The 16595-nt window shown below is 65.7% G+C and carries 16 protein-coding genes; 13 read left to right on the forward strand and 3 right to left on the reverse strand.

From position 1 onward, the window contains the following. Nucleotides 1-208: 208 nt before the first annotated feature. Both dksA and ARC78_RS06775 read left to right on the forward strand, forming a co-directional pair. A complete protein-coding gene (dksA, locus tag ARC78_RS06770) occupies nucleotides 209-1375 on the forward strand; it encodes an RNA polymerase-binding protein DksA (protein ID WP_057505974.1) in 1167 nt (388 codons plus the stop codon). Between the two features lie 69 nt (nucleotides 1376-1444). Next, the gene (locus ARC78_RS06775; RefSeq protein WP_054657569.1) at nucleotides 1445-1903 is read left to right on the forward strand and encodes a nucleoside deaminase; all 459 of its coding nucleotides are present in this window, start codon (nucleotides 1445-1447) and stop codon (nucleotides 1901-1903) included. Between the two features lie 3 nt (nucleotides 1904-1906). Here the strand turns inward: ARC78_RS06775 and ARC78_RS06780 are convergent, their stop codons facing one another. The 3 genes from ARC78_RS06780 to cysS are packed head-to-tail and all read right to left on the reverse strand — an operon-like array spanning nucleotide 1907 to nucleotide 4992. After that, entirely contained in the window at nucleotides 1907-3148 is a 1242-nt protein-coding gene (locus ARC78_RS06780; RefSeq protein WP_054657567.1) for an MFS transporter, read from the reverse strand. Next, nucleotides 3145-3585 (reverse strand): SufE family protein, encoded by a 441-nt coding sequence (locus tag ARC78_RS06785; RefSeq protein ID WP_054657565.1) that lies wholly within the window; start codon nucleotides 3583-3585, stop codon nucleotides 3145-3147. Before ARC78_RS06785 ends, ARC78_RS06780 begins: the two co-directional genes overlap by 4 nt. Before the next feature lie 39 nt (nucleotides 3586-3624). Next, a complete protein-coding gene (gene cysS / locus ARC78_RS06790) occupies nucleotides 3625-4992 on the reverse strand; it encodes a cysteine--tRNA ligase (protein WP_057505975.1) in 1368 nt (455 codons plus the stop codon). A 163-nt stretch (nucleotides 4993-5155) separates the two neighbouring features. On the opposite strand from cysS, the gene ARC78_RS06795 reads away from it, so the two are divergent. From ARC78_RS06795 to ARC78_RS06845, 11 genes are all read left to right on the forward strand, one after another. Then, a complete protein-coding gene (locus ARC78_RS06795) occupies nucleotides 5156-5722 on the forward strand; it encodes a glycine zipper 2TM domain-containing protein (protein WP_054657563.1) in 567 nt (188 codons plus the stop codon). Nucleotides 5723-6025: 303 nt separating this feature from the next. Then, entirely contained in the window at nucleotides 6026-7033 is a 1008-nt protein-coding gene (locus tag ARC78_RS06800) for an N-acetylornithine carbamoyltransferase (protein WP_054657561.1), read from the forward strand. A 73-nt stretch (nucleotides 7034-7106) separates the two neighbouring features. Further along, complete coding sequence (locus ARC78_RS06805; RefSeq protein WP_054657559.1) at nucleotides 7107-8303, forward strand: argininosuccinate synthase; 1197 nt, start codon at nucleotides 7107-7109, stop codon at nucleotides 8301-8303. A gap of 93 nt (nucleotides 8304-8396) precedes the next feature. Continuing rightward, the gene (locus ARC78_RS06810; protein WP_054657557.1) at nucleotides 8397-9494 is read left to right on the forward strand and encodes an acetylornithine deacetylase; all 1098 of its coding nucleotides are present in this window, start codon (nucleotides 8397-8399) and stop codon (nucleotides 9492-9494) included. A gap of 68 nt (nucleotides 9495-9562) precedes the next feature. Continuing rightward, nucleotides 9563-10891 carry an acetylglutamate kinase gene (locus ARC78_RS06815; RefSeq protein ID WP_057506012.1) on the forward strand — a complete coding sequence of 443 codons (1329 nt, stop codon included), beginning with the start codon at nucleotides 9563-9565 and terminating at the stop codon, nucleotides 10889-10891. 3 nt (nucleotides 10892-10894) lie between these two features. After that, a complete protein-coding gene (locus tag ARC78_RS06820; protein WP_054657555.1) occupies nucleotides 10895-11503 on the forward strand; it encodes a GNAT family N-acetyltransferase in 609 nt (202 codons plus the stop codon). Next, the gene (gene argC / locus ARC78_RS06825) at nucleotides 11500-12453 is read left to right on the forward strand and encodes an N-acetyl-gamma-glutamyl-phosphate reductase (RefSeq protein WP_054657553.1); all 954 of its coding nucleotides are present in this window, start codon (nucleotides 11500-11502) and stop codon (nucleotides 12451-12453) included. The genes ARC78_RS06820 and argC overlap by 4 nt, the downstream gene beginning before the upstream one ends. 29 nt (nucleotides 12454-12482) lie before the next feature. After that, entirely contained in the window at nucleotides 12483-13781 is a 1299-nt protein-coding gene (locus tag ARC78_RS06830; RefSeq protein ID WP_057505976.1) for an argininosuccinate lyase, read from the forward strand. A 107-nt stretch (nucleotides 13782-13888) separates the two neighbouring features. Beyond that, nucleotides 13889-14146, forward strand: a complete 258-nt coding sequence (locus ARC78_RS06835) for a YciI family protein (protein ID WP_054661045.1) — start codon at nucleotides 13889-13891, stop codon at nucleotides 14144-14146. Then, the gene (proB, locus tag ARC78_RS06840; protein WP_057505977.1) at nucleotides 14127-15299 is read left to right on the forward strand and encodes a glutamate 5-kinase; all 1173 of its coding nucleotides are present in this window, start codon (nucleotides 14127-14129) and stop codon (nucleotides 15297-15299) included. The genes ARC78_RS06835 and proB overlap by 20 nt, the downstream gene beginning before the upstream one ends. Nucleotides 15300-15332: 33 nt before the next feature. Next, on the forward strand, nucleotides 15333-16589 hold the full coding sequence (locus tag ARC78_RS06845) for a glutamate-5-semialdehyde dehydrogenase (RefSeq protein ID WP_054659033.1): 1257 nt from the start codon (nucleotides 15333-15335) through the stop codon (nucleotides 16587-16589). The last annotated feature ends 6 nt before the right edge of the window (nucleotides 16590-16595 follow it).

A 16595-nucleotide genomic window follows, 5' to 3' on the forward strand; every position in this document is an offset into this window, starting at 1 on the left:
CGTTGCTGCTTCAGCGGCCCGCCGGGCGCGCTGATGCGCTTGGTCAGGTTCCGAACTGCGCGAACGGTCCGGTGACACCATCGAACCGATTCTGCACGTGTCGAGCATCCGTTCAGATTGAACGGGCTGGCGCGGTTGCCGCTGCTGGTCGGGTAGGCTATAAAGGCCCGCTTTCCCGGGCCCCGGGGGAAACAAGGAAGAGCGTTTCGTGGCTGCTAAAAAAACTGCAAAGAAGGCCGTCAAGGCCGCCAAGAAAACCGCCAAGCCTGCAGTAACGAAGGCGGTGTCCAAGCCAGTTGCGAAGAAGCCGGTCACCAAGGCCGCCAAGCCGGCAGCCAAGAAGGCGTCCGCCAAAAAAGTGGTAGCAAAGAAGGTGGTAGCCAAGAAGGCGCCGGTCAAGAAGGCTCCCGCCAAGAAGACCGTAGCCAAGAAGACCGTAGCCAAGGCGGCTCCGGTCAAGAAGGTGGTAGCCAAGAAGGCGGCACCGGCAGCCAAGAAGGCCGTCAAGAAGGTGGCCAAGCCGGTCGCCGCGCCGGTCAAAAAGGTCGCCAGCAAGCCCGCTCCAGCTCCTGTTGCCAAGAAAGTGCCTGCCAAGCCCGCCGTGGCCAAGGCAGTCAAAACCCCCGTCGCCAAGCCCGCGGCCAAGTCCGTACCGAAGCCGGCTCCCAAGCCGGTGACGGCCAAGTCTGTCCCGGTCAACGTCGCCAAGACGGCCGCAGCTCCGGTTACCCAACCGGTTGCCGCCAAGCCATCGCCTGCGACCAAGACCCCGCAATCCAAGAATCCCGTGTCTGCACCGAAATCCCACGTAAAAAATTCCGTCAAGGCCCCCGTCAAGTCCGCTGCGCCTGTTGCCGTCCGTCCGGTCGGCAAGGTCGCCGTGGCCGTCACCGCACGCTCGGCCGCTCCGGCTCCGCGCAGCAAATACAAGGTGGTGGAATACAAAGTCGATGACGCCACCGGTCGTCCGATCCTGCCGGAGGGCTACAAGCCGTCGGCGGATGAGGAATACATGAGCGCGCTGCAGCAGGAATACTTCCGCCAGCGTCTGCAGGACTGGCGCGCTGATCTGGTCGAGGAATCGAAGCAGACCATCGAGAACCTGCGCGAAGAAGTGCGTGATATCGGTGACGAGGCCGAGCGTGCCACGCGCGAGACCGAGAACTCGCTCGAGCTGCGTACCCGTGACCGCTACCGCAAACTGATCGGCAAGATCGACAGCACGCTCAAGCGTCTGGAAGCCGGTGATTACGGCTACTGCGTGGATACCGGCGAGGAAATCGGCCTGGACCGCCTGGAAGCCCGTCTCACCGCCGAGCGCACGATCGATGCGCAGGAGCGCTGGGAGCATCTGCAGAAGCAGCAGGGCGAATAAGTCCCGCCGCACCGCTGATGCCATCCGGAACCCCGCCACGGCGGGGTTTCCTTGTTGAGGAGAGACGCAATGTCTGATGCCGAAGTTTTCATGCGTCGCGCGGTGGCGCTGGCCCGCGACAACATCGCCGCGGGCGGGCGCCCGTTTGGCGCGGTACTGGTCAAGGACGGGCAGGTGCTGGCCGAGGCGGCCAACAGCATCCACGCCAGTCACGATCCCACCGATCACGCCGAGATGCGGGCGATCCGCCACGCCAGTGCGCGCCTGCAAAGCCCGCGGCTGGAGGGGTGTGTGATCTACGCCAGCGGCCATCCGTGCCCGATGTGTCTGGCGGCGATGTACCTGTGCGGCATCGAGCGGGCATGGTTCGCCTACTCCAACGAGGACGCGCAGCCGTTCGGATTGTCGACCGCTGCGGTCTACGCGCGTCTGGCGGCGGGCCCGGCCGCAGTGGACTCGGGGTTGCAGTCGTTGCCGCCGGCGGGGGAGGAGGGGCTCTATGCCGAATGGGCCCGGGCGCAGGCCTGAGGCTTATTGCAGGTCACGCAGGTCCAGGCGCCGCAATTGCGGCGCTTTCCATGCGGTGATGCCGGCCACGCCCAGTACCGCGCAGCCGCCGATCACCGCGGCAGGCACCAGCCCGAGCAGGCGCGCCATGCTGCCGGCATAGAACGCGCCCAGTTCATTGGATGAGCTGATGAACAGGCCGTTGATCGAGGAGACGCGACCGCGCATCTCGTCGGGAGTGGCCAGCTGCAGGATGGTCGAACGCACCACCACCGAGACGCCGTCGAAGGCACCGTAGAACAGCAGGATGGCCGCGGACAGCCAGAAGTGCTGTGACAGCCCGAAGCCGATCACGCACAGGCCAAAGCCGGCCACGGCCAACAGCAGGACCCGTCCGGCATGGCGTTGCAGCGGGCGGCGGGCAAGCCATAGTCCGACGCAGATCGAGCCCAGCGCCGGCGCCGCGCGCAGGATGCCCAGGCCTTCCGGACCGTGATGCAGGATTTCCCGGATGAAGGCCGGCAGCATCGCGACGACACCGCCGAGCAGTACCGAGAACATGTCCAGCGCCATCGCGCCGAGCATGATCTGGTTGCCCAGCACGAAGCGCGCGCCCTCGGCGATGCTGGCGAAAATCGGTGCGCGCGACTGCGGCGGCGCCGGTTCGCTGACGCGCAGCGATGCCAGTGCGAGCAGCGCCAGTGTCGCCATCACCGCGGCCACGCCATAGGACAGGCTCTTGCCGCCCCAGGCCACGAGGAGGCCGCCCAGGGCGGGGCCAAGCACCATGCCGGCCTGGAACACCACGCTGCCGAAGCCGGCGCCGCGTGCGAACTGTCCACGCGCGAGCACCCGGGCGAACAGCGCGTTGTAGACCGGCGAGAGGAAGGCGCGCACCACGCCGGTCAGGGCGATGGCCAGGTAGATCGGCCAGGTGCCTTTGAACGGAAGCCAGCCGTTGGTCACCATCACCAGCACCGCAGCGGTGGCGATCAGGCCGAGGCTGGCGGCCATGCCGAGTTTGCGCCGCGGCAGATGGTCGACCAGGTAGCCGGCAAACGGCGCCACGCAGAAGTAGGGCAGCACTTCGGCCAGGCCGATCAGGCCCAGTGAAAATGGATTGCGGGTGATCTCGTAGATGTGCCAGCCGACCGTGATCGCGACGATCTGGTAGGACAGCATCGCCGTGATGCGGTAGGCCAGCAGCTGGGCGAAGCCGGGCTGGCGCAGGATCGCGCCAGGGCTGCTGTCCGTTGCAGCGCTCACTGCTGCTGCGCTTGGGCGGTATCCCGGATGAAGGCCAGCATGGCGGCCAGGCCGTTGCTGCGGGTGGGTGACAGGTGCTTGGCCAGGCCGATAGCGGCGACGTAGTCCGGGGCGGTGGCCAGGATTTCCGCGGCCGAGCGGCCGGAGTAGACGCGCAGTGCCAGGTAGATCAGGCCCGAGACGATGGCCGAGTCACTGACCGCATGGAAGACCAGCTTGTCGGCGTTGCCTTCCGGAACGATCCACACCATTGACTGGCAGCCGTGCAGGCGATGTTCCTCACTCTTCCATTCCTCCGGGAAGGTGGGCAGCTTGCGGCCCAGATCGATCAGGTACTGGTAGCGTTCGGACCAGTCCCCGAAGAAGGAGAACTCTTCGGCGATCGTGGCCTGGGCATCGGCGGCGGTGGGTTCGAGCGGAAACGGGGTATCAATCACTTCAGTATCCGGTTGTCGGTCAGGGCAGGGGGCGGCGACTCAGCCGCGCTTCCAGCGCACGCCCTGCGGGGTGTCTTCCAGCACGATGTTCTCGGCGGCCAGCTGGTCGCGGATGGCATCGGCGCGGGCGAAGTCGCGAGCCTGCTTGGCGGCGATGCGTTCATCGATCAGGGCCTGGATGCGGGCATCATCGCCGGCATCGGTGCCGCGGCTGAACCAGTCGGCCGGTGCCTGCTGCAGCAGACCCAGCGCCAGACCGGCGCCGAGCAGCTCGGCCTTCAGGCGAGCCTTTTTCCCGGCGGATTCGGCCCTGCGCGCGTCGCTGGCGATGCGGGCCACTTCGGCCAAGGCCAGCGGCGTGTTGAGGTCATCGTCCAGCGCGGCTTCGACGCTGGATGGGATGGTGGCCATGGCGTCCACATCGGCCAGATCGCGCAGCGTGCCGTACAGACGGTCCAACGTCCGTACCGACTGCTCGATCAGTGCTTCCGACCAGTCCAGCGGCTGCCGGTAGTGGGCCGACAGCAGCGCATAGCGCAGCGCTTCCGGCGGATGCTGCTGCACCAGATCGTGCACGCGTTCAATGTTGCCCAGCGACTTGCTCATCTTGGCGCCGCCGAAGTTGAGCATGCCGTTGTGCAGCCAGAAGCGGGCGAAGGTCTTTCCGCCATGCGCGCACTCGCTTTGCGCGATCTCGTTTTCGTGGTGCGGAAACTGCAGATCCACGCCGCCGGCGTGGATATCGATGGTCGGGCCCAGATGGGCGGCGGCCATCGCCGAACACTCGATGTGCCAGCCCGGGCGGCCACGGCCCCACGGCGATTCCCAGCCGGGCAGGTCGTCGGTGGACGGTTTCCACAGCACGAAGTCCCCCGGATCGCGCTTGTATGGCGCCACATCGACGCGGGCGCCGGCCAGCATTTCGTCCGGATCGCGGCGCGAGAGCTTGCCGTAGTCCTTGAAACTGCCCACCGAGAACAGCACGTGACCCTCGGCGGCGTAGGCGTGGCCGCTGCCGATCAGGCCTTCGATCATCGTGATGATGTGCGGGATGTGCGCCGTGGCCTCGGGCTCGATATCCGGCGGCACCACGCCCAGCGCGGCCATGTCCTCGCGGTAGGCGGCCGCGAAACGGTCGGTGATGGCCGAGATCGGCACACCCTGTTCCTTGGCGGCGGCATTGATCTTGTCGTCCACGTCGGTGATGTTGCGCGCGTAACGCAGATGCCCGTAGCGGCGGCGCAGCAGGTCGGCCAGTACGCCAAAGACCACCGGGCCGCGGGCGTTGCCGATGTGCACGTAGTTGTAGACCGTGGGGCCACACACATACAGGGTCGGGGCGGTGGGGTCGAGCGGAGCGAAGGGCTCCAGCTGCCGCGTCAGGTTGTTGTGCAGGCGCAGGGTCATGGGTATCCGGGGGAGAAACGAACCGCGCAATTCTAGCGGTCCCGGCACGGTGGGGCACGTCCGGGCTGGGCAATCGGGTCGTGGACGGGTTATGTTCAGGCCAGCGTCGGCTTGGCTGCCTACACTATCGATCGTGACCCGACTCTTCCCGCTGCGAGTGTTGATGAATCCCGCGCCGTTTTTGTCCGCCCTCTGCCTGCTGGCTTTTTTTGTCGCCTCGGCACGGGCGCAGGAAGCTTCCGAGGTCGATGGCCGCAACCGCGTCGTGGTGGTTGAGAATGTGCGCTACGACTACGCCCAGGTGCTCAACGTCGAACCGGTGTTCCAGACCCTGCGCGCAACCCGCACCGAAGAGCATTGCGAACCTGTCGCCACGCGCACGCTTGCACCGGTGCAGGTGAAGGGGGAGGAGAACAAGGGCGGTTTTCGCCGCTTCTGGGACTCGGTACGGGGTATTTTCGTCAATCGTGAAGAAAGCGCGGAAGACACCGCCGAGGCGCCGCGCATCCATGACACCAGCCGGCATGCCGCGATGCTGACCCCGGAGTGCAAGATCGTCGAGGTGGGCCGTGAATTCCGCCGGCCCATCGCCTATGACGTGGACTATGTCTACAAGGGCGTCAAATTCCGCTCGCGCCTGCCGGAGGATCCGGGAAACCGTTTGAAATTGAGGGTCTCCATCACCCCGGATATCGGCTCGATGGTTGAACAGGCTGCAGGCAATCCCTGATGTTGCGTTGCGACACTTGCGCCCCCCCGGCGTGCGTGCGACCATGCGCGCCGATGAAATCGAACGACGCCCAGCTTGGTATCAGCGCCGCCCGGATGGCCTCCGGTATGACGTCGCGTGCCCGCCGACCGGAACCCCACAATTTCGCTGGGTAACCGGAGCTTCGTGCTGTCTGTTCGGAAAACCCAGCCCAGGCTGGGTTTTTTCGTTTCCGATCCATGAAAAGTTTCAAGCGTAATGAATTGCGCGTCCGCGCACCTTCCGCCGGTAACGACGGATTTCCCCGCAGCGAAGGAAAGATCGATGTCTCTGAAGCACTTCTTGAACACCCAGGACTGGAGCCGCGCCGAACTGGACGCACTGCTCACCCAGGCGGCGTTGTTCAAACAACACAAGCTGGGTGATGACCTGAAGGGTAAATCGATCGCCCTGGTGTTCTTCAATCCGTCCATGCGCACCCGTACCAGCTTCGAGCTGGGCGCGTTTCAGCTGGGTGGGCATGCGGTGGTGCTGCAGCCGGGCAAGGACGCTTGGCCGATCGAGTTCAACCTCGGTACCGTCATGGACGGGGATACCGAAGAGCACATCGCCGAAGTGGCCAAGGTGCTGGGCCGTTATGTGGACCTGATCGGCGTGCGCGCGTTCCCGAAATTCGTGGACTGGAGCAAGGACCGCGAGGACCAGGTGCTCAAGAGCTTTGCCAGGTATTCGCCGGTGCCGGTCATCAACATGGAGACCATCACCCATCCGTGCCAGGAACTGGCGCACATCCTGGCGCTGCAGGAACATTTCGGCACCACCGACCTGCGCGGCAAGAAGTATGTGCTGACCTGGACCTACCATCCCAAGCCGCTCAACACCGCCGTGGCCAATTCGGCGCTGACCATTGCCACGCGCATGGGCATGGACGTGACCCTGCTGTGCCCGACCCCGGACTACATCCTGGATGAGCGCTACATGGGCTGGGCCGAGCAGAACGTAGCCGAGAGCGGTGGTTCGCTGCAGGTCAGCCACGACATCGCCAGCGCCTATGCCGGCGCCGATGTGGTCTACGCCAAGAGCTGGGGCGCGCTGCCGTTCTTCGGCAACTGGGCCCCGGAGCAGCCGATCCGCGACCAGTACAAGCACTTCATCGTCGATGAGGCCAAGATGGCGCTGACCAACAATGGCGTGTTCAGCCACTGCCTGCCGCTGCGCCGCAACGTCAAGGCCACCGACGGTGTGATGGACTCGCCGCAGTGCATCGCCATCAACGAAGCCGAAAACCGCCTGCACGTGCAGAAGGCCATCATGTCGGCGCTGGTGCGCTGAATCCGGACCTCCTGCAACCTTTCCGCTTTCCTCCCCCATGGCGGGCCGCCGGTCCGCTTCACGAGCAACTGACATGACCTCCAAGAAAGACATCGTCCTCGCCTTCTCCGGCGGCCTCGACACCAGCTTCTGCGTGCCGTATCTGCAGGAGCGTGGCTACAACGTGCACACCGTGTTCGCCGACACCGGCGGCGTGGACGACGAAGAGCGCGACTTCATCGAGAAGCGTGCCGCCGAGCTGGGCGTCAGCAGCCATGTCACCGTCGACGGTGGCCCGGCAATCTGGGAGGGCTTCGTCAAGCCGTTCGTGTGGGCCGGCGAGGGCTACCAGGGCCAGTACCCGCTGCTGGTGTCGGACCGTTACCTGATCGTGGACGCCGCGCTCAAGCGCGCCGCCGAGCTGGGCACCAACATCATCGCCCACGGCTGCACCGGCATGGGCAACGACCAGGTCCGCTTCGATCTGGCAGTGAAGGCACTGGGTGATTACGTGATCGTCGCGCCGATCCGCGAAATCCAGAAAGAACACACCCAGACCCGTGCCTACGAGCAGAAGTACCTGGAAGAGCGTGGCTTCGGCGTGCGTGCCAAACAGCAGGCCTACACCATCAACGAGAACCTGCTGGGCCTGACCATGTCCGGCGGCGAGATCGACCGTTGGGAAGCGCCGGGCGAAGGCGCCCGCGGCTGGTGCGCGCCGCGCAGCGCCTGGCCGATCGAACCGCTGACCGTGACCCTGAAGTTCGTCGAGGGCGAGGCCGTCGCGCTGGACGGCAAGGCACTGCCGGGTGAGCAGATCCTGGCCCGCCTCAACAAGATGTTCGCCCCGTACGGCGTGGGCCGTGGCGTTTACACCGGTGACACCGTGATCGGCCTGAAGGGCCGCATCGTGTTCGAGGCGCCGGGTCTGGTCTCGCTGCTGGCCGCGCACCGCGCGCTGGAAGATGCGGTGCTGACCAAGCAGCAGAACCGTTTCAAGCCGGACGTGGCGCGCAAGTGGGTGGAGCTGGTGTATGAAGGCTTCTACCACGACCCGCTCAAGACCGACATCGAGGCGTTCCTGAAGTCCTCGCAGGCCAAGGTCAATGGCGAGGTGGTGCTGGAAACCCGCGGCGGCCGCGTCGATGCGGTGGCGGTGAAGTCCGAGCACCTGCTCAACGCCAAGGGCGCGACCTACGCGCAGTCGGCCGACTGGGGCGTGGAAGAAGCCGAAGGCTTCATCAAGCTGTTTGGCATGAGCTCCACGCTGTACGCGCAGGTCAACCGCTGATCCGCGACGGGCGCCGCTTGGCGGTGCCCGCTGTTGTTTCCGCCCGGCGCACTTGCGCCGGGCTTCCACTGCTTTCTTCCGGTTTGAATGCCCATGACGCAGTTGCTTGACACGACGCTGGACCACCTGCAGGCGCTGGTGTCGTTTGACACCCGCAATCCGCCGCGTGCCATCACCACCGGTGGCATCTTCGATTACCTGCGCGCCAACCTGCCGGGCTTCAATGTCGAGGTGATCGACCACGGTGCCGGTGCGGTCAGTTTCTACGCGGTGCGTGGCACGCCCAAGTACCTGTTCAATGTGCATCTGGACACGGTGCCGGATTCACCGCACTGGTCGGCTGATCCGCATGTGATGCGGCGCCTGGACGACCGCGTGGTCGGCCTGGGGGTATGCGACATCAAGGGCGCCGCCGCCGCGCTGGTGGCCGCCGCCAACCTGACCGATGGCGATGCGGCGTTCCTGTTTTCCAGCGACGAGGAAGCCAATGATCCGCGCTGCATCGCTGCCTTCCTGGCCCGTGGCATCCCCTATGAAGCGGTGATCGTCGCCGAGCCGACCATGAGCGAAGCGGTGCTGGCCCACCGTGGCATCAGTTCGGTGCTGATGAAATTTGCCGGTCGTGCCGGCCATGCTTCGGGCAGGCAGGATCCGTCGGCCAGCGCGCTGCACCAGGCCATGCGCTGGGGCGGAAAAGCGCTGGAACATGTCGAGTCGCTGGCGCATGCACGCTTCGGTGGCCTGACCGGGCTGCGCTTCAACATCGGCCGCGTCGAAGGGGGGATCAAGGCCAACATGATCGCGCCCGAGGCCGAGCTGCGTTTCGGCTTCCGTCCGTTGCCGTCGATGGACATCGACGGGTTGCTGGCCACTTTCGCCGGCTTTGCCGAGCCGTCGGCGGCGCACTTCGAGGAAACCTTCCGCGGCCCGAGCTTGCCGTCCGGTGATATCGCCCGTGCCGAGGAGCGCCGCCTGGCCGCCCGCGACGTCGCCGACGAGCTGGGCCTGCCGATCGGCAATGCGGTGGATTTCTGGACCGAGGCCTCGCTGTTCTCGGCCGGTGGCTACACCACGATGGTGTATGGCCCGGGCGATATCGCCCAGGCCCATACCGCCGATGAGTTCGTCACGCTGGAACAGTTGCAGCGTTATGCGGAGTCGGTGCTGCGGATCCTGCAGCGCGGCGCCTGAAGCACGTGACCCGGCGCGGCTGCGCCGGATTCTCCCCTGCGACCGCGGTCGCCCCGATGAAGCAAGACATGTCCCCTGCCATGCAACCCCACCGCCAAACCCGCCAGACCATCGTGCGCCTGCTCTCGAGCATGGCCAGCGCCAAGGAGATCAGCCAGTACCTGAAACGGTTCTCGCAGCTCGATGCCAAGCGCTTTGCCGTGGTCAAGGTCGGTGGCGCGGTATTGCGCGACGATCTGGAAGCGCTGACCTCGTCGCTATCCTTCCTGCAGGAGGTCGGCCTGACCCCGATCGTGCTGCACGGCGCCGGCCCGCAGCTGGATGCCGAGTTGTCGGCGGCCGGAATCGAGAAGCACACCATCGACGGCTTGCGGGTGACCTCGCCCGAAGCGTTGGCGATCGTGCGCAAGGTGTTCCAGAGCTCCAACCTGAAGCTGGTGGAAGCCCTGCAGCAGAATGGCGCACGTGCGACCTCGATCACCGGTGGTGTGTTCGAGGCCGAATACCTCGACCGCGATACCTACGGTCTGGTCGGCGAGGTCAAGGCGGTGAACCTGGCGCCGATCGAGGCGAGCCTGAAGGCCGGTTCGATCCCGGTGATCACCTCGCTGGGCGAAACCCCGAGCGGGCAGATCCTCAACATCAACGCGGATTTTGCCGCCAATGAGCTGGTGCAGGAGCTGCAGCCGTACAAGATCATCTTCCTGACCGGTACCGGTGGCTTGCTCGATGCCGAGGGTCAGGTGATCGATTCGATCAACCTGTCCACCGAGTACGACCAGCTGATGGCGCAGCCGTGGATCCACGGTGGCATGCGGGTCAAGATCGAGCAGATCAAGGACCTGCTGGACCGCTTGCCGGAGGAGTCCTCGGTGTCGATCACGCGTCCGGCCGATCTGGCCAAGGAGCTGTTCACCCACAAGGGCTCGGGCACGCTGGTGCGTCGCGGCGAGAAGGTGCTCAAGGCGACATCGTGGGATCAGCTCGATACCGCGCGGCTGAAGACGCTGATCGAATCCAGCTTCGGCCGTACGCTGGTGCCGGACTACTTCGAGAAGACCAGGCTGCTGCGCGCCTATGTCAGCGAGCACTACCGCACCGCGGTGATCCTCACTGATGAGGCCGAGGGCGTGTACCTGGACAAGTTCGCCGTGCTGGACGACGCACAGGGTGAGGGGCTCGGGCGTGCGGTCTGGAACGTGATGCTGGAGGAAACCCCGCAGCTGTTCTGGCGCTCGCGCAACGGCAACCCGGTCAACCATTTCTACTATTCCGAATCCGATGGCTGCTACAAGCTCGACCACTGGAAGGTGTTCTGGTTTGGCGCCGACGATTTCGACAGCATCAAGGGCTATGTGAAGCACTGCGCCGAACGCAAACCGAGCCTCCAAGGCTGAGTGATGCTGCCGCACTCGGCCACTGCGTGGAGCACCGTGCCGACCCTGCGGGGCCGGCACGTAACGCTGGAGCCGTTGCAGATGTCGCACGTGCCGGCGTTGCAGCGGGCGCTGGGTGAGGGCGAGCTGTCGCGCTGCTGGTACACCAATGTGCCCGCGCCGGAGGATGCCGCACGTTATGTCACTGCGGCACTCGAGGCGCAGGTGCAGGGCAGGGCGCTGGCCTTTGCGGTCGGCAACGCCCGCGGTGAGATTGTGGGCAGCACGCGCTTCTACGCGCTGGACGCGGATGTGCCTCGGCTTAATATCGGCTACACCTGGTATCACCCCAGCGTCCAGCGCACCGGGCTGAATACCGAGGCTAAGCTGCTGTTGCTGCGGCACGCCTTCGAAACCCTGGGCTGTATCAGTGTCGGCTTCGAGACCAGCTGCTTCAACCAGGCCTCGCGCAATGCCATTGCCCGGATCGGTGCCAAGCAAGATGGTGTGCTGCGCAACCACAAGCGTCACGCCGACGGGTCGCGCCGCGACACCGTGGTGTTTTCCATCATCGACTCGGAATGGCCGGCGGTGAAAGCCAACCTGCAGTTCCTTCTGGATTCGCACTCATGACTGACAAGAAATTCTCCCTGGGCATCGTTGGCGCCCGCGGCTACACCGGCACCGAGTTGATCAAGCTGGTGGCCGCGCATCCGCGGATCGAGCTGGCGTTCGTGTCTTCGCGCGAGCTGGCTGGCCAGCGCGTGGCCGACCATAACCCCGCCTATTGTGGCGAGCTGCGCTACGAAAACCTGGATGCCGATGCGGTGGCCGCCAAGGGCGTGGACGCGGTGGTGCTGGCGCTGCCCAACGGCAAAGCCGAGCCGTTTGTGACCGCGCTGGACGCGGCCCGGCCAGACACGGTGATCGTCGATCTTTCCGCCGATTACCGCTTCGACAACAGCTGGTACTACGGCCTGCCGGAGCTGACCCGTGGGCGCTATGCCGGGCACAAGCGCATCAGCAATCCGGGCTGCTACGCCACCGCCATGCAGCTGGCGATCACGCCGCTGCTGTCACAGCTGGCCGGCCCGCCGACCTGCTTCGGCGTGTCCGGCTGGTCCGGTGCCGGTACCACGCCCTCGGACAAGAACAATCCCGAACTGCTGCGCGACAACCTGATGCCGTATGCGTTGACCAACCACGTGCACGAGCGCGAGGTGTCGACCCAGCTCGGTGTGCCGGTGGAATTCATGCCGCATGTGGCCCCGCACTTCCGCGGCATCACCATGACCGTGAATCTGTGGCTGCAGCAGCCGCGCAGCCGCGAAGAGATCGTCGCGCTGTATCAGCAGCGCTATGCCAACGAGCCGCTGGTGGAGGTGGTCGATGAGGCGCCGTGGGTCAGCCGCATTGCCGGCACGCATGGCGTGCAGATCGGTGGCTTCACCCTGGCGCCGGGCAACAAGCGGGTGGTGGTGGTGGCGACCATCGACAACCTGCTCAAGGGCGCGGCCACCCAGGCCTTGCAGAACCTCAACCGGGCTTTGGGGCTGGATGAGCTGACCGCCATTCCGCACTGAACCTCTCGCACAACTGACGGGATATCCCCATGACCAACCTGCTCTGGCAGAAACCCGGTGTCGCGGTTGACGCCAAGATCCAGACCTTCCTCGCCGGCGACGACGTGATCCTCGATCGCGAGTTCTTCCTGCACGACATCCAGGCCAGCACCGCCCATGCTGAAGGGCTGCAGCACATCGGTATTCTCAGTGCCGATGAACTGGCGGCGCTCAAGCGCGAACTGGTGGTGCTGGCCGAGGATTTCCGCAGCGGCGCCTTCGTGCTGGACGAGCAGTACGAGGATTGCCACTCGGCCATCGAGGCACGCCTGACCGAGCGTCTGGGTGATGCCGGCCGCAAGATCCATACCGGGCGCAGCCGCAACGACCAGATCCTTGTGGCCACGCGTCTGTGGCTGAAGGAGAAGCTCGAACGCGTTGCGCAGATCAGCGTCGAGGTCGCCAAGGTGGCCTTGGACCGCGCCGCCGCCGAACAGCGGCAGCCGTTGCCGGGCTATACCCATATCCAGCGCGCCGTGGTGTCCTCGGCGGGCATGTGGTGGGCCGGCTGGGCCGAGGCTTTCATCGACAACGCCATCCGCGCCCGCGACACCCGCGCGTTGATCGATACCAACCCGCTGGGCACGGCCGCCGGCTACGGCGTCAACCTGCCACTGGACCGCGAACACACCACCGCCGCGCTGGAATTCTCGCGGATGCAGATCAGCCCGATCTACGCGCAGCTGTCGCGTGGCAAGTTCGAACTGGCCGCGCTGGAAGCGCTGGGTGGCGCCACCCTGGATCTGCGCCGCATCGCCTGGGATCTGTCGCTGTTCACCACCGGTGAGTTCGCTTTTGTCGCGCTGCCGGCGCAGTACACCACCGGCAGCTCGATCATGCCGAACAAACGCAATCCCGACGTGATCGAGCTGATGCGGGCCACCCATGCCAGCGTCGCCGCCGCACGTACCGAGATTGAGCAGCTGCTGTCGCTGCCGTCCGGTTACCAGCGCGACCTGCAGAACTCCAAGGGTGCCATCGTGCACGGCTTCGGTCGTGGACTGGCGGCACTGGAGCTGCTGCCGGCGCTGCTGTCCAATCTGGATTGGCGCGATGACAACATCCGTGCCGCGATCGATTCGGGTATGTATGCCACCGATGTGGCGGTGGAAGCCGCGGTGGCCGGTGTGCCGTTCCGCGACGCCTACAAGGCCGCTGCCGAGGCCGCCGACAGCGCAGGGCAGGGGCGTACCCCCGAGGGCAGTCTGGCCGCCCGTGTTTCACCCGGTGCCGCGGCGGACCTGCGGCTGGACGAGCTGGGGACGCGCTGGCAGGCGCTGCAGGGCTGAGTCGACACGATGCGGGCGCCCCACAGGCGCCCGTATTGGTTCTAGAAGAAAGCAAGTGCGACGAACGCATGGCTAGCGTGCTGTCATAGCCGGCAAAGGAGAGCGGAATGAGGCTGTATCTGGTGATGGCCCTGCGCAGGCCGTCGTTCGACAACGCGGTGATCGCGCCCCACAAGGCGTTCCTGGATGACCTGAGGGGCCAGGGCCGCCTGTATGTCACCGGAGGATTCAGTGACGGCAGCGGTGGCGCCTATGTGCTGCAGAACGTGGCCGATCTGGACGAGGCCAAGGCCATCGTCGCCCGTGATCCGCTGGCGGTTCACAACAGCTCCGAACTCACCATCCATGAATGGAACACACGCTGACCCCATGAGCCAGACCTCGCCCCCGGCATTTATCGAACAGCCGCTGCCGCCGTGGCGCCGCGCGGTGCTCAAGATCGGCAGCAGCTTGCTGGCCGCGGACGGCGGTGGTCTGACGCCGCGTTTCGCGCTTGGTCTGGCGCAGTTCGTGTCGGCCAATGTGCTGGCCGGGCGTGAGGTGGTGATCGTGTCCTCCGGTGCGGTGGCCGCCGGCCGCGCGATCCTGCCCAAGGCGGCCGAAGCCGGTGCGGCGATGGCCGCACGCCAGGCGCTGGCGGCGCTGGGGCAGGCGCAGCTGATCGCGCTGTGGCAGCGCTTCTTCGAGCGTCCCGTGGCGCAGGTGCTGTTGACGCACGATGACCTGCGCAACCGCCGTCGCTATCTCAACGCACGCGCCACGCTCCACGAGTTGTTGGCGTTGGGCGCGCTGCCGGTGGTCAACGAAAACGACACTGTGTCGGTGGATGAGCTCAAACTCGGTGACAACGACAACCTCGCCGCGATCGTTGCCGCACTGGTCGATGCCGATGCGCTGTTCATCGCCACCGATATCGATGGCCTGTACAGCGCAGATCCGCGCAGCAATCCGCAGGCGGAGCCCATCAACGAGGTGCATGAGCTGACGCCGGGGATCCTGGCCATGGCCGGTGGCAGCGGCAGCGCGGTCGGCACTGGTGGTATGCACACCAAACTGCAGGCCGCGGCCAAGGCCGGCGCTGCCGGTATCGACACCTTCCTGTTCAATGGCCGCGATGGCGATGTGGTGCGTGGACTGGCCCAGGGCCGCCTGCGTGGTACGCGCCTGTATGCCGGTCAATCGCGGATCGCCGCGCGCAAATACTGGCTGAGGCATGCGCCGGTCGAGCCGGGCGCGATCCTGGTCGATGCTGGCGCCGCGCGCGCGCTGCGCGAGAAGGGGGCCTCGCTGCTGCCTGGCGGTGTGAGTGGGGCCGAGGGCGAGTTCCGCCGCGGCGATATGGTCGAAGTGCGACTGCAAGATAACGGGGATACGCATTGCATCGCGCGTGGGATCAGCCAGTATTCGGCGACCGACATCCGCCGTATCAGCCATCACCATACGCGCGAGATTGAAAGCATCCTCGGCTACAACTACGGCGACAACGTGATCCACCGTGACGACATGGTGTTGCTGTGATCCTCCGGCTTCGAATCCGCTTCGGGAATGACCATGAGTGATATCCGCACCCTGGCGCTGCAATGTCGCGCCGCCGCCCAACACCTGGGGCAGCTGTCAACGCAGGCGCGCAGCGCGCTGCTGCTGGCCATGGCCGATGCGCTGGAGGCCGATGCGGTGGTGATTCTTGCTGCGAACGGGGAAGACCTGGCCGCCGCGCGCGCCAAGGGCGTGGGCAGCGCGATGCTGGACCGGCTGGCGCTCACCCCTGCGCGTCTGGCAGGGGTCGCCGATGCGCTGCGCGAAGTGGCCGCATTGCCGGATCCGGTCGGCGAGGTCACGCGGGACTACGTACGCCCCAATGGCATCCGCGTGCAGAAGGTGCGGGTGCCGCTGGGAGTGATCGCGATGATCTACGAAGCGCGCCCGAACGTGACCGCCGATGCCGCGGCGCTATGCATCAAGGCCGGCAATGGCGTGATCCTGCGCGGCGGTTCGGAGGCGATCCACTCCAATACTGCGATCGCCGCCAGCCTCCGGCGTGCGCTGCGTGAAGCCGGTGTTGCCGAGGCGGCGCTGACCCTGGTCGAGGATCTGCGCCGCGAAACCATGTTGGAGCTGCTGCAGCTCAATGACATCATCGATCTGGCGATTCCGCGTGGCGGCGAGGGGCTGATCCGCTTTGTCGCCGAACACGCGCGCGTGCCGGTGATCAAGCACTACAAGGGCGTGTGCCACCTGTTTGTCGATGACAGTGCCGACCTGCAGCTGGCGCTGGATCTGCTGATCGACGGCAAGGTGTCGCGTCCGGCCGCCTGCAACTCGCTGGAGACCTTGCTGGTGCATGCGGATATCGCACCGCGCTTCCTGCCGTTGGCCGCGACCGCGTTGCGTGCGCGCGGCGTCGAGTTGCGCGGCGATATGGCCACGCAGGCGCTGTTGCCGGAGGTGTTGCCGGCCACGGAGGATGACTACGCCGCCGAGTACCTGGATCTGGTTCTGGCCATTCGCGTGGTGCCCGATATGGCGGCGGCGATTGCGCATATCCAGCGCTATACCTCCGATCACACCGAAGTCATCGCTACCGCGGACCCTGCCCATGGCGAGGCGTTCATGCATGCCCTGCGCTCGGCAGTGGTGATGGTCAATGCCTCGTCGCGCTTTTCCGACGGCGGGGAACTGGGGCTGGGAGCAGAAATCGGCATTTCCACCACGCGCCTGCATTCCTATGGCCCGATGGGCCTGGAGGCGCTGACGGTGGAGCGATTTGTGGTGCGCGGCGAAGGCCAGGTGCGACACCCGCTGGTCTGAAGACGG

The sequence above is a fragment of the Stenotrophomonas pictorum JCM 9942 genome (assembly GCF_001431585.1).
Lineage (GTDB): Bacteria > Pseudomonadota > Gammaproteobacteria > Xanthomonadales > Xanthomonadaceae > Stenotrophomonas > Stenotrophomonas pictorum.